The organism is Lacihabitans lacunae, assembly GCF_042649125.1.
Lineage (GTDB): Bacteria > Bacteroidota > Bacteroidia > Cytophagales > Spirosomataceae > Leadbetterella > Leadbetterella lacunae.
Genome location: NZ_JBHRYQ010000001.1, coordinates 1,013,516 through 1,032,786, shown reverse-complemented (window position 1 = coordinate 1,032,786; position 19,271 = coordinate 1,013,516). Strand labels below are relative to the sequence as shown.

Below are 19,271 nucleotides of genomic sequence, written 5' to 3'. Positions count from 1 at the left end.
TCTAAGCTTAACACATAAAACCAAAGAAAACATATGAAAATGAATTTTGATTCCTACGAAACTAGCCACTACTTTGATGAATTAGTGGGGACTAACAAAAAACCTAGAAACGGAAACGAGGTTATTTTTGATTATTTAGCTAATTTATCATTCGACGAACTAAATTTTAAGCAAAAATCCATTGATGCAGCAATGATGAATATGGGTATCACTTTTAATGTATATTCAGAAGAAGGCGGTACTGAAAGGATTATTCCGTTAGATATGATTCCGAGGGTGATTAGTGGAAAGGATTGGGATGCTTTGGAGAAAGGCTTAAAACAACGAATTTTTGCATTAAATGAATTTTTAAAAGATATATATTCAGATCAAAAAATTCTAAAAGACGGCATTATCCCGAAAGAAGTTGTTTTGTCTAGCAAGGGTTTTATAAAACAATGTATGGGCGTTAAACCTCTGAAAGATATTTTCATACATATTACAGGTTCAGATTTAATTAGAGACGAAAAAGGGCAGTTTGTAGTATTAGAAGATAACCTAAGAAGCCCTTCCGGCGTTTCTTACATGCTACAAGGAAGAGAGCTTTCGAAACAAATTTTACCTAATCTTATTTCTAAATCTAAAGTAAGGTCAATCTCTGAGTATCCGGAAAAACTATTTGAAGCTTTAGCTTATATTTCAGGGAAATCAGAACCCACTATTGCGGTTTTAACTCCAGGAATTTATAATTCGGCCTATTATGAGCATTCATTCTTAGCTCAACAAATGGGTGTTGAATTAGTCGATTATCGTGATTTGGTAGTTGAAAATGATATAGTCAAGATGAAAACAACTAAAGGATACAAAACTGTAGATATGATTTACAGAAGGTTAGATGACCTTTTCCTTGACCCAATGAACTTTAATCCTAAGTCAATGATTGGTATTCCTCACTTATTTGATGCTTATAAAAAAGGGAACGTAGGACTTGCCAATGCCTTGGGTACCGGCGTAGCTGATGATAAAGTGGTATATGCGTATGTGCCTAGAATTATCAAATATTACCTTGGTGAAGATCCAATTATTCCAAACGTAGAAACTTATCTGTGTGGTGAAGAGGATAGTAAAAAATATGTATTAGAAAATATAGAAAAATTGGTAGTTAAAGAAGCTAATGAAGCAGGTGGATACGGAATGCTGATTGGGCCAAGGTCTACAAAAGCAGAACAAGATATGTTTAGAGAGCGTATTAAAGCTGATCCAAGAAACTATATTGCTCAGCCAACCATTTCATTGTCAACTTCACCATGCTTAATCGATGATAATATTGAAGCTAGACACGTGGATTTAAGACCTTATATTATTTATGGAGAGGAAATTTATGTAACACCAGGCGGTCTTACTAGAGTGGCTCTTAAAAAAGGCTCTTTGGTAGTAAATTCATCTCAAGGTGGTGGTAGTAAAGACACATGGGTACTTAAAGATTAAGACCATTTTATTGTGAATAGGATTTGTCTTTTATAACTTTGCAAAAAAAACAAGGAAAAATGTCAAAATTAGATTTAAAATCAGGAATTATTATTGGAGGGTTAATCACTGTGGCCGCTTTAAGTAGGTTGGTGGACCACCCATTTAATTTTACTCCTGTTTTGGCTATCATTATATTCTCGGTGGCAGTTATTAAAAATCGCACCTTGAAAATCGTAATACCTTTTGCGGTTATACTTTTGAGCGACCTGATGCTACAGTTCAAAACTGGTTACGGGTTCCATTCTGGTACTTGGTTAGTGTATGGAGCTTATATATTAGTTGGCTTAGTGGCTTTTGGAGTAATAAAGAAAATCAACATATTAAATGTTGTAGCAGGTACTCTGTTTGGTTCTATCGTATTTTACTTGGTAACCAACTTTGCATTCTTTTATCCGGTAGCTGCAGTTTCTAACCCAACTCTTGGTCAATATAGCCACGATATTTCTGGAATTATCACTTCATACGAGGCAGGTTTACCTTTCTTTAGGAATATGATTACAGGTGATATGTTTTACTCAGCGATATTGTTTGGTACCTACGCCCTAGTCCAAAGCTTCGGTTTACAGAGAAAAGTAAGCTAATCGTATTCAAAATATTATTTTTAAAATGGGGTCTTTACGGCTCCATTTTTTTTTAACCAATTTATAAAATTTATGTATTTATCTAATATCACTTTTGCAGTTTCTAATCAGCATATCGAATATTTCGAAATATTTTTAAAGAAGGAAGTCTTGATTTTTATGAAAGGAAATGGTCTTACTAATGAGATTCAGACTTTTAAGCTTTTAGACAAAGTTGACGAAAATTCAAGTAATTATTCGTTTCAAATATTTTTTGATACCATGAAAGATTATGAAGATTTCCAAGCTGATATTTTTCCTGAAATACTAAGACAGGTTGAGATTCTGTTTTCAGGACATTACGGATATTTCCAAACTTTGCTTCAGAAGTTTTGATCGGAAATACATAATCTAATTTTACTTTAGATTCAGGAGCTTAATCAAACAAAGGCCAGTTGACTTTAATAGAGAATGCTCTTGGCATTGCCAAATAATAAGGAGTTACGTAAAATCCTTGGTTTCCAAGCCCTTGGTTGGCGTGTTCAAATTTAAATGACAAACGGACCCTATTTACCTGAAATGCTAAATATGGGTCCACTACAGCGGTTCCCCAAACCTTAATATTGTCTTGTAGATAAAAGTGCTGTAACACAGGAGAATAGGCATCTGCAAAGTAGGCAGATCTGTAAAAAATGTCAGCTCCTGTATAAATATTAAGCACTTTGGCATATCTAAGCAAAAACTCCACATTTGAATTATTAATAATTCTTGGAATTCGCAAAATATTTTCTGCCGAATTTATAGTAAGTGTAAATTCATTCGAGAATTTAAATCTCTTTGCACTATAACCAAGGTTTAGATCAAAAGAGAGTGTATTAAACAAACTTGAGTTTTGGGTTATCTTTTGTTTCTGGTCAAGGTAAATGTAATTTGAATAGATAGTATACCTAGCACCAGGTTTAATGTAAATTCCACTATAATTAAAATCAAAAGTACCTTTTATAAAAGTATTAAAAGGGTTAGTTAAAATATTTCGCCATTCATTAAGCGGCGTATAAAATTGACTATAAAACAAGCCTACGGGCGAAAATGACTGGTAAAACTGCCCTTTGAAATTTTTAAATGTGATTTCACCATTTAAAAAATATCCCAAGTTTGTGCTAAACTCTGCTTCGGCTATAACTCTATTGGTTGAGTCTTTAAAATAATACGCAAGCTGTCCTCCAATAAATGACTCACTTTTTAGTCCTGAGGTATATTGGTCTCCATATATCGAAGTTTGCTTGAAAAATCGTTGTTTGGCGTACATTCTATAGTCAAAACCTCTGTATCGTCCTTTTAAACCAAATTGATTTGAGAAAACAGCAAACAAGCTATTTTGATTTAAAGTGTCAATCTGTGTGCTGTCAAGCGATAGATTGTAAGCAGTAGAATTAAAATTTGTTTGGAAAGCTGGGTCATGAAAAAAGTTTTTCTTTCTTTCATAATCCATTACATGAAAGGCTTGAAAACCATTCTTGAGTTTATATTGCTGAAAAATATGAAGATTATTCCATCTTTCGCTGCTAAAAACTCCCGTTGTCAGTTGTGACGAATAGTTACTTCTGTAGTTTGCCAATAACTCTTTCGGTTCAATAGAAAGGTTCTCTTGTGCTAAAATACCTCCTTGTTCGGTTTGTTTGTGATTAAAATGATAAAAAGCTCCTAAAAACGTATACTTTTTATTTTTAGAAATATAGTTGCTCGATATATCATAACTCCAATGGTTTACCAGGCGGTCTTCTGCTGTACTGGCATCTATTTGTTTTGAAGAATTGTACTTTTCTACATCTAGTGTGATATTCCAACGTTCGTTTATGTTTTGACTGTGTGTAAAATCAAGTTGGCTATAGCCTTTAAAACCTTGGATATACATTAAGTTTGAAAATGGCGAGCGGGTGTTATAATATTTGATATTCTTTGTTTTGGGAGCGTATAGTGAAAAAACATCGTAGCCATTTTGGGTAGCGATATTTTTTAATGGCTCAAATAATAATGGTTTTGAGGCAGTTCCCACGTTTCCTAGGTCCTGATATAACCAACCAAGTCTATTGTTGGGATTGGTTTTGTAAAACTTATCTATGAGTGTATCCGGGTGATTTTTTATATTTAGGTTCTCTAAAAGTTCATTTTCATAGATAAAATACACAGACGATGGTCCATATACTTGTTTGGTAGAATCATCTAATATTTGGGCTGATACCGATAAAAAAGAACTTATTAAGATAAACGTCCAAGCGAACTTTAGCATTTTTCCGACTTTTCGAATTTTAAATTGCAAATTACGCTATTTTAAATGTAAAAGCACTTTTTTAAACTTGTTAAAAGCTGTTAAATCTAGAATATTAATCTAAAATTTAAGCTTTAATCTTTTTTAAGCAAAAAGTGCATTTAAAAATCCTTCTTCGTTTTGTACTTCTAAACTAAGTTTTACAATATAAAAATTACTTTTTTGTGCCTCTGAAAGTTGATTTTCTATTTTTACGAAGTCTTTTTCGGTAGTTATTACTTTTTTATTTTCTGAACTAATTGCTAACACGTTTTCTTTGGTGTAGCTGTGGTGATCATTGAAAAAGTACTTTTCATTGATGATATAAGTGTCTTTCCATTCTTCATAAAAAGCTTCGTTTTTGGCTAGAGCCGCCACTATGATGCAGTTTTCTTTTGCGGTTAGTTTTTCGCCTAAATAATTGGTTGGTACACTTTTCTTGAATTCTGAAAAGAAAACAGGACTCTGGGCTTTGGTGTATGTATCGATTTGAGTTTTAAAATGTTTCTTTTGATCCTCGGAAAGGTTATTTGGGCATTTAGTAACCAATACCACACTCGCTCGTTTAGCTCCTGACTTCGCTTCTCTGAGATTTCCGGAAGGAAGTAAATAATCTTCAAAAAACGGTCGGCTATAGTCGCAAAGTAATATTAGCTTTTGGGGTTTGATGTGTCGATGCTGAAAGACATCATCTAACAATAGTGTTTCGGTTTCTGGATATTTTTCTAAAATGGTACGATATCCCAACACTCGTTTTTCACAGACAAAAAATTTAGCTTTATTTTGGTATTTCTTATAGAGCATTAAAGGTTCATCCCCAACTTCTTTTGGTGTTGATGTGTTTTTAATTTCGACAAAACCGGAAGTTTTCCTCCCATATCCCCTACTTAATACAGCCAAATGTTTATCACTTAGTTTTTCTATCAAATATGCTATAGTTGGAGTCTTACCTGTGCCACCTACTGTGAGGTTTCCTACTCCGATAGATTGAATATTTATGGGAGTTTCCTTAAAATATTTTAAATCGAACAAAAGGTTTCTAAAACTTGTAATAGCTTTGTAAACCATAGAAAAAGGAAACAATAATATAATTCTAAGCATAATGTCTTTAAACGCTCATTTTTACAAACATACGCTAAATTTTAGATTTGATGCAGGAACTTCACGTGGAGTTTTGAAAAAAAAGGATTCCTATTTTATAAAAATTTATGATTCTCAAAGCCCCGAAACCTTTGGCATTGGCGAAGCAGGCCCATTGTTTGGTTTAAGCTTAGATTTTGAAACTGCAGAAATCAAACTAAAATTAATTTGTGAATTAATAAATGAAAAAGGACTTGAGGTTGCCGATTTAGAATCTATAATTGAAAGTTTAGATTCATTTTCAAGTGTGAAGTTTGCTTTGGAAACTGCTCTTTTGAATTTTAAAAGTAAACAAACTGGCCTAGTTTTCAATAATTCATTTTTTAAAAAATCTACTCCAATCGCCATCAATGGACTAATTTGGATGGGAGATTTGGATTTTATGCAAAGTCAAATAAAAGAAAAAATAAACGAGGGGTATTCTACGATTAAACTAAAAATTGGAGCAATTGACTTTGAAGAAGAACTTAGGCTGATAAAAGGGATACGTTCGCAGTTTTCGGAGAATGAAATGTGTATTAGGGTGGATGCAAACGGAGCATTTAGCCTTGATAATGTAGAGCAAAAACTACATCGATTGTCTGATTTACAAATTCATAGTATAGAGCAACCGATTAAGGCAGGACAACACGAAGCTATGGCCAAACTTTGTGAAAAAAATATTCTTCCCATAGCCTTAGACGAGGAATTAATTCCAAACTATGATAGGAAAGAAACACTTTTAAATGAAATTAAACCTCAGTTTATAATACTCAAACCAAGTTTGATGGGCGGTTTATCTGGCTCAAAAGATTGGATAAATACAGCAGAGAAACTAAATATTGGTTGGTGGATGACCTCTGCATTGGAGTCGAACGTGGGATTGAATGCCATTTGTCAGTTTTGTGCAGAGTTTAAAAATCCCCTGCCACAAGGGCTAGGAACCGGTAAACTCTACACAAACAACTTCGAGTCGCCTTTGATTATTCAAAAAGGCGAGATTTTTTATGATAAAACCAAAGATTGGGACTTGGACTTCTTTAACTTATGAAGTCAATTCCTTTTTTAAGGTATGAAATAGTCTCGCTTTCTTTTGATCCCTCTTCTATTTTTCGGTCATAAATCCATTCGGCTTGTGGTGGTAAGCTCATCAAAATTGATTCGGTTCTACCATTGGTTTCTAAACCAAATTTGGTGCCTCTGTCCCATACAAGGTTAAATTCCACATATCTACCTCGTCTATAAAGCTGCCATTTTTTCTCAGCTTCAGAAAACTCTTTTTTGGCATTGAGTTGCATCAAATGCGTATAAGTTGGGGCAAAAGTTTCGCCAACAGCCTTATTAAACTCAAAAAGCTGCTCTTTTGTGTGGGTTAATTTTGTTTTAGGGTGAGCGAGGTCAGGTTTCATGTAATCATAAAAGATGCCTCCAACGCCACGAGTTTCGTCTCTATGAGGTATAAAGAAATAATTATCTGCCCATTCCTTAAAAATAGGATAAAAGCCCGTATCGTGGCTATCGCATGTATTTTTGAGTTGTTGATGAAACCATCGGGCTTGGTCTAAGTCTACATAATGCGGTGTAAGGTCAATGCCGCCACCAAACCAACAAGTACCGTCTGAAAGCTCGAAATAACGCGTATTCATGTGAATTATCGGCACATGTGGATTTTGGGTATGCATGACGATAGAAACGCCTGTTGCAAAAAAAGAAGCATTTTGCTCGAGTTGCAGTTGCTTTTTCAAAGCCTCCGAAACCTCTCCTTCTACTGCTGAAAAATTAACGCCACCTTTTTCTATTATATTTCCATTTTCTAATACCCTCGTTCTGCCACCGCCACCGCTGGTATGGTTCCACTTGTCTTCTCTAAATTTACCTTTTCCATCTGTGGCTTCTATGGCTTTGCAGATATCGTCTTGTAAGTTTTTATAAAAGTCAGCTATTTGCTCTTTCGAAATCATAGAATTTATCTTATTTGCTACAAAAGTAGTCAATTGTCATTAATTTGATAATTACGCAAACGATTTAAAAAACTATTAGTTATCCTTAAAAAGTTTTGGATTATTTTTGCACCTCAATTTATACAATTATGGATTTTACGAAACTTATACGACCGCATATTTTGTCTTTAACTCCATATTCGTCTGCCAGAGATGAATATTCGGGTAAGGCCGGCATTTTTTTAGATGCCAATGAAAACCCATATTCTTCTGTATTGGGAAAACCCTTCAACAGATATCCGGATCCATACCAATCTGAGGTAAAGGAGAAACTAGCCGAACTTAAAAACACCAAACCTGAGTGTATTTTCTTAGGAAACGGAAGTGATGAGCCTATAGATTTACTAATCAAAGCACTTTGTGAGCCTAAAGAGGAAAATATAGTGATTATGCCACCAACCTACGGAATGTATAAGGTTTGTGCGGATATTCAGCAAGTAAATATTCAGCAAGCTCCTTTAACAGAAGACTTTGAAATTGACTTGGATAATGTTTTTGATGCGGTAAACGCTGCCACCAAAATAATATGGGTATGCTCACCAAACAATCCGAGTGGCAATATCCTGAGCAAAGCATCTATTTTACAAATAGTGAAAGCTTTTCCAGACAAGTTGGTGGTAATAGATGAGGCTTATATAGATTTTTCTACAGAACCTTCATTTATTTCTGAATTAGAGAATTATGAGAACATCGCGGTTCTTCAAACATTTTCTAAAGCTTGGGGAATGGCCGGTTTGAGGCTTGGAGTTGCTTATGCACACCCTACCTTAATCCAAGTATTAAACAAGATTAAATATCCGTATAATATCAATATCGTTACGCAAGGTTTGCTATTGGAGGCTTTGGATAAAAATGATGAGAAAGATCGCTTGGTTGCTGAAATTTTATCAAATAAGCTAAAGCTTGAAAAAGAATTGTCAGAATTAGAAGGAGTAGTTAAAGTTTTTCCTTCAGATTCAAATATGATATTAGTAAAATTTGAGAAAGCAAAAGAAAGATTTAAGTTTTTGCTTGATAAGCAAATAATAGTCAGAGATAGGTCAAATGTAGCTCTCTGCGACGATTGCCTACGAATAACGGTTGGAACTGCCGAAGAAAACCAACGATTATTGGAAACACTAAGAACATTCTAAAATAAAAAAGCCTTGAGACTCAAGGCTTTTTTGTGGAGAAGATCGGGCTCGAACCGACGACCTTTTGACTGCCAGTCAAACGCTCTAGCCAACTGAGCTACATCCCCTTTTTTTGTGATGCAAAATTAATCATAGATTTTTATTTTACAAGCAATTTACCAACCTGCTATCATAAAATTTAAACCGCTTACGAGGGCTTGTTTTTTGCTGTTGTAAAATGGAAGAGCTACGTAAGGTTCTAAAATCACATATCCCAATACATTTACCCGTAAACTCAGGCCTGTGGTAACTATTGGTGAGGTTTTAAAATTAAAATTATTTGCTCCAAATGATGTGATAGCATTGGTTTCACCAATCTTATTGCTTTTTGACCACACCAAACCTGCATCCACAAAGAAGTTTAAGTCAGAAGGTAAGTAGTTAAATTTTATTAGTGCAAGTTTTTCAGGTCCAGTAAACGGTAATCGGACTTCGAAGTTGCCCACTAACATTTGATCACCTTGCAGGTTTTCTTGAGAGATAGTGCCTTGTTGATTGGTCAAAGCTCTACCCCAAAAGCCGTGCATATTCCAAGGGAATCCCAGATAGAGGGGATTTATTTGGTTTAAAACGTCCAAATTCGTTGGATTCAATCGGCCATTGTAAAGGAATCGGGTAGCAATAGTTACCGGTTTAGCATAAGTATATTTTCTATAGTCGGCCAAAACCGATGTATAAGAGCTTGTTCCAAAATATTGTGCCAATTCGAATCTATATCGATAACCTTTGAGTGGTGCTACGGTGCCAAAAACCGCATGATCACCAACAACAGCTGTGTATACTTGTCCTAATTTGAAATTATTTAGGCCATATTCTGCAGGGTTTAATTTCTTGGGTGTGCCGCTGTTGAAAATTCTATAATCGTATACATTACCATCTGATCCTATTCCAATTTCACCTAATTGCGGATATTCTTTTACGTTAAATGTATACCAATTTAGTGATGCTCCTAACTCAAGTCTTAAATATTTACTAAAAGGTCTAAATACAAAAGTTGAAAAATTATCAATCAATAATCGATTTACACGTTGTTTGACTTCCGCATTGTGATAGCTGAGATTGTTGGCTGTATATAAAGTATCTAATATTTTAAAATCGGTAGTTCCTTGAAACCTATAAGGAATGTGAGAAAAACTAGCACCAAACTGCAAAGGCCTTTTTTGATTTAGGTAATATATCTGTCCGCCGAGGTCTTGAATTTCACCGTTCATAGCTACAGTTCCCATTAACTGATTGTTGTTTAACATATCTGTAAACAAAGCCATAACGCCACCACCCATTCCGGTTCCAAACCTCGATGTTTTAACACCTAATCCTGAATTTGCGAGATAATCTAATTTAAACTTAGCATCATACTTCTTCTCTTTTAATGTAAAATCATTTGATAATACGCGTAAATTCTGATTTTCTAAGTTATTCTGTACTATATTTGAACCACCTGGATTGGTGCCAGCAGGTAAGTTTGCAGCTACATTATCAGGAGATAAATCCGTAATTTCAATATTCAATAATTCATTTGAATTTGCTTTAAGTATTTGATAGTTTCCATTGAAAAAATAGTTGTAAAAGACTTCATTTCCCCCTGCAGATATAGCAGGAGAAAATTCGGTTATTCCGCTTATACCTGTAAAGAAATTGGTTAATTTGAAAGTTTTATTTGTCTCTAAATTGTATTTATATAAATTTCGAAATCCATCCCCGTTGTTTAGAAAGTAAAACTCATCTCCGATTTCGTTAAAAACGGGATTCATGTTGTCACCAGTTTCAAATAACTTGAATTGATTTACTTTTCTTGAACTTAAGTCAATCTTGTAAATCTTAAAATTCTCTTTTTCTAAAGTTCCCTTTCCTGAATTTCTGTCTGATACAAATACCAAGGACTTACCATCAGGAGCCCAAGTAGGCTGAATATCTGAATAATTATCTTGAGTTATATTTGCTATTTCACCTGATTTAACATTTAAAATATATAAATCAGAAGTGCCGTCTTTAAGTCCCGAAAATGCTATCTGACTGCCATCTGGTGACCATGCTGGATTAGTAAATGCTGAAACGTCTTTGGGTTCTAGCGTTTGTTTTTCACCAGTAACTACATCTACAATAAGCAGTTTGTTTTTTGATTTGGACTGAATAACAATCCCGATTTTATTATTGTCGGGCGACCACGTAACTGAGGTTTCAATAAAACTATATGAATCTACGTGCGAGCCAATGTTTGTAGTTTCTATTTTTTTGAGGGTTTTGCCGGTTGTGGCATCCGCAATCAGAATATCTAAGGAAAGTACATTTTTTGAAGAGACATAGGCCAAAAATCTTCCGTTTGGCGAAATAGCCGGAGAGATATTCATGTCTGCTCCTGATTTTTCAGAAATTAATAATGTACCTCTAGCTGAAGTTTCTGTGCTGTTTTTATAAACTCCATAAGTTTGAATAAGGTCATTTTTGAATTTCATTGAAAACCTTTCCAAATCCATATTAAATGCACGAACAAATGCCTTTTCAATACCATAAATGGCGGTTTCTTTAAAAAGTGGACGGATAATATCATCGCCATACATAGCGGTCACATACGCCCAAAATGTTTGCCCCCATCGGTATGGGAAGTATTTGTATGGTTTATTTACTAATTCTATAATTTCCGGAATATCACCGCTTTGTACGGCATCTCGCATCCACATGGCTGTATGGGCGTATACTCTACCAATAGACATATACTCAGCAAGACCTTCTACCATAAAAAGTGGAATATTCTGAATGTTAACCAATGAAGTAGAATCGCTTCCGAAATTCATGGTTTGATACTGAAATGCATGAACAAGTTCATGTCCCAATACATGATTGGTTTGTCTTTTGGTAAACATAAATGGCATAACCACACGCACTCTCATTCCTTCGGTTACACCGCCGGTCCCTTCTCCAATATCTCCACCGATGGCGGTAGTTTCTTGAAAGTCTGGATGAGAATTATATAAAATAATAGGATTGGGCCTTACAAAAGCGATTTTAAATACATCTTGGTGTAGCTTATACCAGTTTTCGGCATTAACCAAAAAGTCTTTGGTGACTTCAGGTTTTTCTTGGTAGTGGTACAATTCAAAATGGGGAGATTCTAAAACTTTAAAATTATTGGCTTTATTGCGTGGCTTGTTTTGACCAAAATATTGAGATTGACCAAAGCAATTTAAAGAAAATAATACAAGCCAAAATAAAGTTTTATTCATTTAGTATCAGTTGGGTTATAAATAAACGAAAAAATTACCAGATTGGTCTTGTCGCCTTCACAAATTTGTTTTTCCAATATCCGTCTAATAGTAAATCTTCTCGGACCCCTTTTGATACCGACGCGTGCAAAAAGTAAATCTCATCTCTAGATTTTATTTGACTTATTACCCCTGTGTGGTTTATTCTGCGGCTATTAACTTTAAAATAAACCAAGTCGCCTATTTCCAGTGCATTTTTTGAAACTTCATTAAAATAGTCGGCTTGTTTGTAGGAGACTCTCGGAATTTGCTTTCCCAGTTCGTTAAAGCCCGTATATATCAAACCCGAACAGTCCATTCCGCTTTTATCAGTGCCACCAAACTTATAAGGTGTTCCCATATAATTAAAGCAATTTTGGACTAAAAGTTGATTTCGTAAATTTCCTTTCGATTTAACTTTTGAGCTTTTGCAGGATGTAAAAATTACAATTAAACATAAGACACCAAGAATTTTTCTCATTTTCCGTATAGAAGTCTTTCTATTTGTTTTATTAAAGCACGCCCTTCATCAAGCGAAGGTTCTATTATTTGTTCTGAAATAATTATGCCAGATTTATTTATTAAATAGTATTGTGGCACACTTTCAATTACATAATCTTTTAAAATACTCGAATTTTTCGGAGCAAAAAGATGAACACCAGGAAATCTATTGGCTTCTAAAACTCGTTTAAATTCGTCTCTGTCATCCAATGAAACTGAAAGTATTACCAAATCATTATTTGCCAAAAAGTAGTTTTTAATAATATGCATCGTGTTTTGGTCTACAATGCATGGTCCACACCAGCCGGTATAAAAACTCAACAGAATATTTTTACCTCTAAAGTCTTTCAGTGATATTAAGTCCCCTTTTTCATTTTCAAGAATAAAATTTTGGGCCTGACTTCCTGGCAAAAGCCCCTGAATACGGCTTAACTTGTTGATTACGTAATTTGTATAATTTTTGTTTTTAGAAAACTCTTTATAATTCCCTACTATCAATTTGTTTTTTTCTGAAGGACCATCTACGTCTAAATAACTAATTATTTTAGTCGCCAATATTCTGTCAATCAAGTTTTTGCCTACAATATCATTTCTATCAAAATATGCCTTAATACTTTCATAGTCTAGGAGATTGTCGTTTTCGTATTTTTTGCTCATCATGTTGTGTTTCTCAATGAGGCTTTCTACAAAATTTCCAAAGAAATAAGATTTCTCTTGGGTTACATTATTAAAAGTTTTAAGCTGAAATCTGTCAAATTCGGCCTGTGAAAATATATTCTTACCAACTAAATATTCTAATTCAAACTGACTCATTTTGCCATATATGTCCGCTCTCATCAGCGAGAAGAATGCTTCTGAAACAGAAGGTTTGTAAGTATTTAAAATTTTGATTTGCTCCTCTAAAAGATAGTTAGTTAAATCAAAATATCCCTTTCTACTTATTTTTTTGAGCTTAATAAGTTCAATATGCCAGTCTTTATCGTCTTCAAAAAACTTCTTTAGGTCGCGGTAATACTTCCATTTTTGACTTCCATCACCAGAAATTGCGATACTATTTTCAAAATCGTTGTAATCTGCATTTAGGGTAATTTTATCTTTGGGTTCAATCACTAAATAGTAATACCCCTTTTCGCCAATGTTTAAATCTACATATGCTATTTCAGTAAGTGGTGTCTGAAAAATATAGTTTCCTTTTTTATCTACCTTGAGTTCATATTCCAAAGGGGGTTCCACCCAATTTTTATAAACGCTAATAGAAATTTCATTTTCGTTTAAGTTTTTGATATTGCCGTTTAGGCTAAAAAACTCCTGCCCTTTTGAGGTTAATATTCCAAAAAAGACAAAATTTAATATCAGTACGAAAACTCTTTTGTTCGCCATAGTTATTTGTGTTCTTCTTGTTGCATCAGTGTTTGGTAAACTTCTAAAAGAATACCGTCTTTTAACCCAAGGTCAGGTACAAACATTTTTACAGATTTCGACCACTTCATTGCTGAAAAATATATTTCTGAAGCAAATTCTATCACATCTGCCCTGTCAGGGTTCATTTTTAGTTTGTTGATTCTTTCCTCAACCGAATATCCTTTAATATATGAAAGAGCAGTTTCTAGTTGTTCTAAAGTAGCACAGCCTTTCGTGTCTGTTTCTACATATTCAAAAATCTTAGAGATGTTTCCACCAGTACCTATCGCCACTACCTCTTGGTGCGTAGGTACGTTATCCCCAATCCATTTCTGCATTTTTTTCCACATGTCTTTCGGCACCTTGTTTTCCATTATACGTACCGATCCTATTTTAAACGACTGCGAAGTAGTTTTAATTTTGCCTTGGTATAAGTTTAACTCTGTGCTGCCACCGCCTACGTCAATATGTAGATAAAACACATCATCTTTTAGTTCTTGAACAATAACATTGTTTATCATTTCAGCTTCCTTGTCGCCCGAAATAAGGTTAATGGTCATTCCAAGTTCTAGTTTCACTCTTTCACAAATATTCAAGCCGTTTTCGGCTTCTCGCAAGGCTGAAGTGGCACAAATCAAATAAGCGTCTACTTCGTGTAGTTCCATCAATAATTTGTATACAGTAAGTAGCTTTTTGATTCGAGCCTCACTTTCGTAATTTATTTTTCCTTCGTTAAATACATCGTGTCCAAGTCTGAGAGCAAACCTAACGTATTCCACTTTTTTGAATGAGATTTTGCCTTCATCACTTAAAACTGAGGAAATTTGCATCCTCGCGGCATTTGAGCCAATATCTATAGCAGCTATTTTCATTTAATATTAATTCATAAAGAGTAGTATGCAAAAATATGTATAATTTTGAAATTCATTAGACAATATCCCATTTTGAACGTCAAACTAGCAAAGTTTATCTCTACTTTAGGCAATCCCATTATTTTGGGACTCCTTTTTGGTGCATTTGTTCAGTATTCCAATACTGAACCTGACGCCTACAAACATTTACCTTTACTATTTGCAGTTTTGGTTTTAATACCAATTAGTGCTTTTGTAGGTTTAAATGTGCACCGAAAAAGGTATACCAATCTTGATGTTTCAGACCAAAAACAGCGGAATTCATTGTATGTTTTCGCCATTTTTTGTTTTGTATTGATGGCGTCATTTATGGTGATTAAAGGTTATCCTTTAAAAGCCCTTCTGCTAATTTTTGCGTTTTGTATTCAATTAATTCTTTCATTTTTAATAAACCAGTCCGTTAAAGTTTCTATGCATACGAGCTTTAATTTTCTGTTTGCATATTTGTGTTTTCCGCTAAATCTCTGGGTTGCGGTTGGTGTTTTTCTTTTTGGTTTTATTAATTTATGGTCACGGGTGGTTTTGGGTAGACATAAAGTTATTGAGGTTCAATATGGATTTATTTTAGGCAATTTCGTGGGAGTTATTTATTTAGTATTATTTCATTACTTCGTAAGATGATAAATTTTAATATAGAAACAGATGGTTTTAAGCTCAAAGATCTGAGGAAAAAGAAAAACTGGTTAAAGGAGTTGGCCAAAGAAGAGGGTTTTAAAATTATTGAGCTTAACTATATATTCCTGAGTGATGAGCAGTTACTCGAGATGAATGTTTCATACCTGAATCACGATACATACACCGACATCATCACCTTTGATAATTCTGAACAAGAGGATAAAATAGAGGGCGATATTTTTATTAGTGTAGAGCGTGTCGCTGAAAACGCTCTTAAATTTAATGTAAGTGCCGAAACGGAGCTAATCAGAGTACTTTCGCACGGATTACTTCACCTCTGTGGCTATTTAGACAAAAAGCCCGCTGACGTAAAAATTATGCGAGAGAAAGAAGAGTATTATTTGGGGAAGTATTTGTCTTAGTAACTAAAAAAAAAGAGCGACCCGAAGGTCGCTCTTTAAATTTTAAAATAATCTTGAATCTTAAGCTAAAACTTTGGTGATAAGTTCTGCAGCGTCTTTAAGCAAGATAGCTGAATAAACTTTCAATCCTGATTCGTTTATAATTTTAGATCCTTCTTCGGCGTTTGTTCCTTGTAGTCTTACGATAATCGGAACTGGAATTTCACCGATCGATTTGTAAGCTTCAACAATACCTGCAGCCACCCTGTCGCATCTTACGATACCACCAAAGATGTTTACAAAAATCGCTTTCACGTTTGGATCTTTTAATATTAATCTAAAGCCAGCCTCTACAGTTGTAGCATTTGCACCACCACCTACGTCAAGGAAGTTAGCTGGCTCGCCACCGTAAAGTTTGATGATATCCATAGTTGCCATAGCAAGTCCAGCTCCATTAACCATACAACCTACGTTTCCGTCAAGTTTTACATAGTTAAGGTCACTTTCAGATGCTTCTACTTCCATTGGATCTTCCTCAGCTTTGTCTCTCAAAGCCGCGATGTCTTTGTGTCTGAAAAGTGCGTTATCGTCGATATTAACTTTAGCATCAACTGCCAAAATTTTATCGTCAGAAGTTTTCAAAACTGGGTTAATTTCAAACATAGATGAATCTGTTTCATCATACGCTTTATAGAGTGACATTAAGAAAGCAACCATCTCTTTGTTTGCTCCACCCGTCAAACCTAGTTTATAAGCTACTTTTCTAGCCTGAAAACCTTGAAGACCAACTCTTGGGTCAATCCACTCTTTAATAATTTTCTCTGGAGTGTGCTCAGCTACTTCTTCAATGTCCATACCACCTTCTGTAGATGCCATGATCACATTGCAAGCTTTGCCTCTATCCAAAAGAATAGAAACATAAAGCTCCTTTGGCTCAGATGCTCCAGGATAATAAACATCTTCAGCAATTAAAATCTTGTTTACTACCTTACCCTCATCGCCGGTTTGAATAGTCACAAGAGTATTTCCAATAAGGTTAGTAGCTATAGTTTTTACATCATCAGCTGATTTTGCTAATTGTACTCCTCTATGCTCTGTTCCTACTATTTTGCCTTTACCTCTACCACCTGCATGGATTTGAGATTTAACAACTGCAAACTTAGAATTAGTCATTTCCGCTACTTGATTGTATGCTTCTATGGCTCCTTCTACGGTGTCGGCTACTACACCTCTTTGCACTCTAACACCGTATTTAGATAAAATTTCTTTACCTTGGTACTCGTGAATATTCATAAATTATAAAATAAAAATTGAACTTTTCTAATTTCTTGCCAAATTAGCAAATAATTGTTCTTATTAAAAACAATACTTTTAAAAATAAACTAATTCAATTAAAAAACAAGCAAATAATATATGCTAGAGGCTAAGAATTTATTTAAAAAATATGGCTCAATAGAGGTTTTGAAAGATATAAGTCTTAAAATAGACCATTCAGAGGTTGTTTCTATTGTAGGAGCGTCTGGTGCCGGAAAAAGTACACTACTACATATTTTAGGAACCTTAGACCAAGCGGATTCTGGTCAGGTGTTTTTGGATAATACAGAGTTGGGTAGTTTAAATTCGCGTCAACTTTCCGATTTTAGAAATCAAAAAATCGGTTTTATCTTTCAGTTTCATAATTTGATGGCCGAACTTACAGCTTTCGAAAATATTTGTTTGCCTGCTTGGGTAGGAAAAAGAAACAAAGACGAGGTTGAAAATATTGCCACCGAACTAATGGAAACGCTAAGAATAGATCACCGTAAAGGGCATTTGCCTTCAGAAATGTCAGGCGGTGAACAGCAGCGTGTTGCGGTGGCGAGAGCATTAATTAACAGACCCGAATACGTATTTGCAGATGAGCCAAGCGGTAACTTGGATTCAAAAAATGCAGAAGAACTCCACAGTTTGTTTTTTGACCTTCGCAACAAGTTTAAAAGTTCTTTTGTTATCGTTACACATAATCAGCATTTGGCTGAGCAGTCTGACCGTAAGATTGAATTAGTAGATGGATTTTTAAAAAATTAAGTATGGATTTTTCCAAAAAGCAAATGTTACTGCTTGTATTAGCAGGAATTTTCATTACAAATGCCATTATTGCCGAAATAATTGGGGCTAAAATCTTTTCCTTTGAGCAAATATTTGGTTTTCAACCCGCACAAATCGACCTTTTGGGTTACAAATTAGATTTTAATATGACTGCAGGTGTGCTAAACTGGCCAATTGTGTTCATAATTTCTGATATTATTAATGAATACTATGGAGTAAAAGGGGTGAAAGTGATTTCTTACCTTACTACTGCTCTTATAGCATATAGTTTTTTTGTTTTATACGGAGCCACTATGCTCCCGCCCGCTCAGTTTTGGATAGATATTAATATGTTGGATAGTGAGGGTAATCCGATGAATATAAACGGTGCCTTCTCCAAAATTTTAAGACAAGGTTTAGGGATAATTTTAGGTAGCATAACTGCCTTTATGATTGGGCAGCTTTTAGATGCAGTCGTTTTCAAAAAGTTAAGAAAAATGACTTCAAATAAGCATATTTGGCTTCGGGCTACAGGCTCTACACTTTTTTCGCAATTGGTAGATAGCTACGTGGTATTGTTTATTGCTTTCTTTTTGTTTGGCAATTGGGAGATGTCCCAAATTGTCGCTGTTGGTAGTGTGAATTATCTGTACAAGTTTTTTGTAGCGATATTGATGACACCAATAATTTATTTGGTGCATTATATGATTGACCAATATCTCGGAAAAGAAACCTCAGATCAAATGATTCATGAGGCTACCCATGTTTAGGGTTTTCGACTGGTGCCTCAAAAGAGGGAATATTACAACCACCGCTGCATGAACTGCATGAACTGTTTGTGTTATTTTTTGTTGGCCAAAACCTTAAAATTAAATATCTTAAAGCCGCTGCAAATACACTTACTATTATTAAATTTTCTATAACTATCCACATGACAATTTAGTTATTAATGGCTATTTTGATATGTTCAAGATGGTGTTCTGAATGCCAAGCATAAAGTGCCACCACGCCTTTGAGTACATACGTTCTTTGATAGCCAGGATGATAAAAAGTTTTTTCAAAATCAGCCTCTGACATAGAATCCAATAGACTATTGAGTCTAATATGTAAGCCTTCAATAATAGGTAGTGAAACCGAAATTGGGAGTTTTGAGTCTGGTAAATTTGCCCATGCACCCTCAGAGTAGCCTTTTATGGTAGGATTTTCTTCGGTTAGTGCACATTTAAACCTAATAAACATATTTCCGTGAGAATCTGCAATGTGATGCACCAGTTGTCTGATACTCCATCCGTCTGGTCGGTAGGTTTTATCTAAAACCTGATCGCTCAGGTTTGAAGTTAACTTATTTAAAATTTTCGGAAAGTCAGCTAAATAGGCTATCGCTTTCTTTAATTCACTTGGGCTAACTTCTTTTGTGTTATCAAATCTCCCTATCGGGTATTGTAAATTTTCCATATTAATACTATTT

The 19,271-nt window shown here is 34.6% G+C and carries 18 protein-coding genes and 1 tRNA gene; 9 read left to right on the top strand and 10 right to left on the bottom strand.

Annotated features, from left to right (window positions below):
* The first annotated feature begins 33 nt into the window (after nt 1-33).
* The 3 genes from ACFOOI_RS04350 (at nt 34) to ACFOOI_RS04340 (ending at nt 2,465) form a co-directional block, all read left to right on the top strand.
* Nucleotides 34-1,467 carry a circularly permuted type 2 ATP-grasp protein gene (locus ACFOOI_RS04350; RefSeq protein ID WP_379835486.1) on the top strand — a complete coding sequence of 478 codons (1,434 nt, stop codon included), beginning with the start codon at nt 34-36 and terminating at the stop codon, nt 1,465-1,467.
* 59 nt (nt 1,468-1,526) lie between these two features.
* Nucleotides 1,527-2,090, top strand: a complete 564-nt coding sequence (locus ACFOOI_RS04345) for a DUF6580 family putative transport protein (RefSeq protein ID WP_379835484.1) — start codon at nt 1,527-1,529, stop codon at nt 2,088-2,090.
* Nucleotides 2,091-2,162: 72 nt separating this feature from the next.
* Nucleotides 2,163-2,465, top strand: a complete 303-nt coding sequence (locus ACFOOI_RS04340; RefSeq protein ID WP_379835482.1) for a DUF4286 family protein — start codon at nt 2,163-2,165, stop codon at nt 2,463-2,465.
* A 40-nt stretch (nt 2,466-2,505) separates the two neighbouring features.
* On the opposite strand, the gene ACFOOI_RS04335 is transcribed toward ACFOOI_RS04340, so the two are convergent.
* Complete coding sequence (locus ACFOOI_RS04335) at nt 2,506-4,359, bottom strand: putative porin (RefSeq protein ID WP_379835480.1); 1,854 nt, start codon at nt 4,357-4,359, stop codon at nt 2,506-2,508.
* 123 nt (nt 4,360-4,482) lie between these two features.
* Nucleotides 4,483-5,478 (bottom strand): tetraacyldisaccharide 4'-kinase, encoded by a 996-nt coding sequence (lpxK, locus tag ACFOOI_RS04330; protein ID WP_379835478.1) that lies wholly within the window; start codon nt 5,476-5,478, stop codon nt 4,483-4,485.
* Nucleotide 5,479: 1 nt separating this feature from the next.
* On the opposite strand from lpxK, the gene ACFOOI_RS04325 reads away from it, so the two are divergent.
* Nucleotides 5,480-6,547, top strand: a complete 1,068-nt coding sequence (locus ACFOOI_RS04325) for an o-succinylbenzoate synthase (RefSeq protein WP_379835476.1) — start codon at nt 5,480-5,482, stop codon at nt 6,545-6,547.
* Here ACFOOI_RS04325 and hemF read toward each other — a convergent pair.
* A complete protein-coding gene (hemF, locus tag ACFOOI_RS04320; RefSeq protein ID WP_379840176.1) occupies nt 6,537-7,457 on the bottom strand; it encodes an oxygen-dependent coproporphyrinogen oxidase in 921 nt (306 codons plus the stop codon). The two genes, ACFOOI_RS04325 and hemF, sit on opposite strands and share 11 nt — an antisense overlap.
* A 128-nt stretch (nt 7,458-7,585) precedes the next feature.
* On the opposite strand from hemF, the gene hisC reads away from it, so the two are divergent.
* On the top strand, nt 7,586-8,629 hold the full coding sequence (gene hisC / locus ACFOOI_RS04315) for a histidinol-phosphate transaminase (RefSeq protein WP_379835474.1): 1,044 nt from the start codon (nt 7,586-7,588) through the stop codon (nt 8,627-8,629).
* A gap of 33 nt (nt 8,630-8,662) precedes the next feature.
* Here the strand turns inward: hisC and ACFOOI_RS04310 are convergent.
* From ACFOOI_RS04310 to ACFOOI_RS04290, 5 genes are all read right to left on the bottom strand, one after another.
* A tRNA-Ala gene (locus ACFOOI_RS04310) sits at nt 8,663-8,736 on the bottom strand.
* Nucleotides 8,737-8,784: 48 nt separating this feature from the next.
* Nucleotides 8,785-11,889 (bottom strand): tolB protein precursor, encoded by a 3,105-nt coding sequence (locus tag ACFOOI_RS04305; RefSeq protein ID WP_379835472.1) that lies wholly within the window; start codon nt 11,887-11,889, stop codon nt 8,785-8,787.
* A gap of 34 nt (nt 11,890-11,923) precedes the next feature.
* Nucleotides 11,924-12,268 carry a C40 family peptidase gene (locus ACFOOI_RS04300; RefSeq protein WP_379835470.1) on the bottom strand — a complete coding sequence of 115 codons (345 nt, stop codon included), beginning with the start codon at nt 12,266-12,268 and terminating at the stop codon, nt 11,924-11,926.
* Between the two features lie 116 nt (nt 12,269-12,384).
* Complete coding sequence (locus ACFOOI_RS04295) at nt 12,385-13,788, bottom strand: TlpA family protein disulfide reductase (RefSeq protein WP_379835468.1); 1,404 nt, start codon at nt 13,786-13,788, stop codon at nt 12,385-12,387.
* A 2-nt stretch (nt 13,789-13,790) separates the two neighbouring features.
* Entirely contained in the window at nt 13,791-14,681 is an 891-nt protein-coding gene (locus ACFOOI_RS04290; protein ID WP_379835466.1) for a Ppx/GppA phosphatase family protein, read from the bottom strand.
* A gap of 72 nt (nt 14,682-14,753) precedes the next feature.
* Between ACFOOI_RS04290 and ACFOOI_RS04285 the strand changes: the two genes are divergently transcribed.
* A complete protein-coding gene (locus tag ACFOOI_RS04285) occupies nt 14,754-15,341 on the top strand; it encodes a hypothetical protein (protein WP_379835464.1) in 588 nt (195 codons plus the stop codon).
* On the top strand, nt 15,338-15,757 hold the full coding sequence (ybeY, locus tag ACFOOI_RS04280) for an rRNA maturation RNase YbeY (RefSeq protein ID WP_379835462.1): 420 nt from the start codon (nt 15,338-15,340) through the stop codon (nt 15,755-15,757). Before ACFOOI_RS04285 ends, ybeY begins: the two co-directional genes overlap by 4 nt.
* A 60-nt stretch (nt 15,758-15,817) precedes the next feature.
* Here the strand turns inward: ybeY and sucC are convergent, their stop codons facing one another.
* Nucleotides 15,818-17,029: an ADP-forming succinate--CoA ligase subunit beta gene (gene sucC, locus ACFOOI_RS04275; RefSeq protein WP_379835460.1), complete on the bottom strand. Its 1,212-nt coding sequence runs from the start codon at nt 17,027-17,029 to the stop codon at nt 15,818-15,820.
* A gap of 120 nt (nt 17,030-17,149) precedes the next feature.
* On the opposite strand from sucC, the gene ACFOOI_RS04270 reads away from it, so the two are divergent.
* Complete coding sequence (locus ACFOOI_RS04270) at nt 17,150-17,803, top strand: ABC transporter ATP-binding protein (RefSeq protein WP_379835458.1); 654 nt, start codon at nt 17,150-17,152, stop codon at nt 17,801-17,803.
* Nucleotides 17,804-17,826: 23 nt separating this feature from the next.
* The gene (locus tag ACFOOI_RS04265; RefSeq protein WP_379835456.1) at nt 17,827-18,573 is read left to right on the top strand and encodes a queuosine precursor transporter; all 747 of its coding nucleotides are present in this window, start codon (nt 17,827-17,829) and stop codon (nt 18,571-18,573) included.
* A gap of 169 nt (nt 18,574-18,742) precedes the next feature.
* On the opposite strand, the gene ACFOOI_RS04260 is transcribed toward ACFOOI_RS04265, so the two are convergent.
* Nucleotides 18,743-19,258, bottom strand: a complete 516-nt coding sequence (locus ACFOOI_RS04260; protein ID WP_379835453.1) for a YfiT family bacillithiol transferase — start codon at nt 19,256-19,258, stop codon at nt 18,743-18,745.
* Nucleotides 19,259-19,271: the final 13 nt, after the last annotated feature.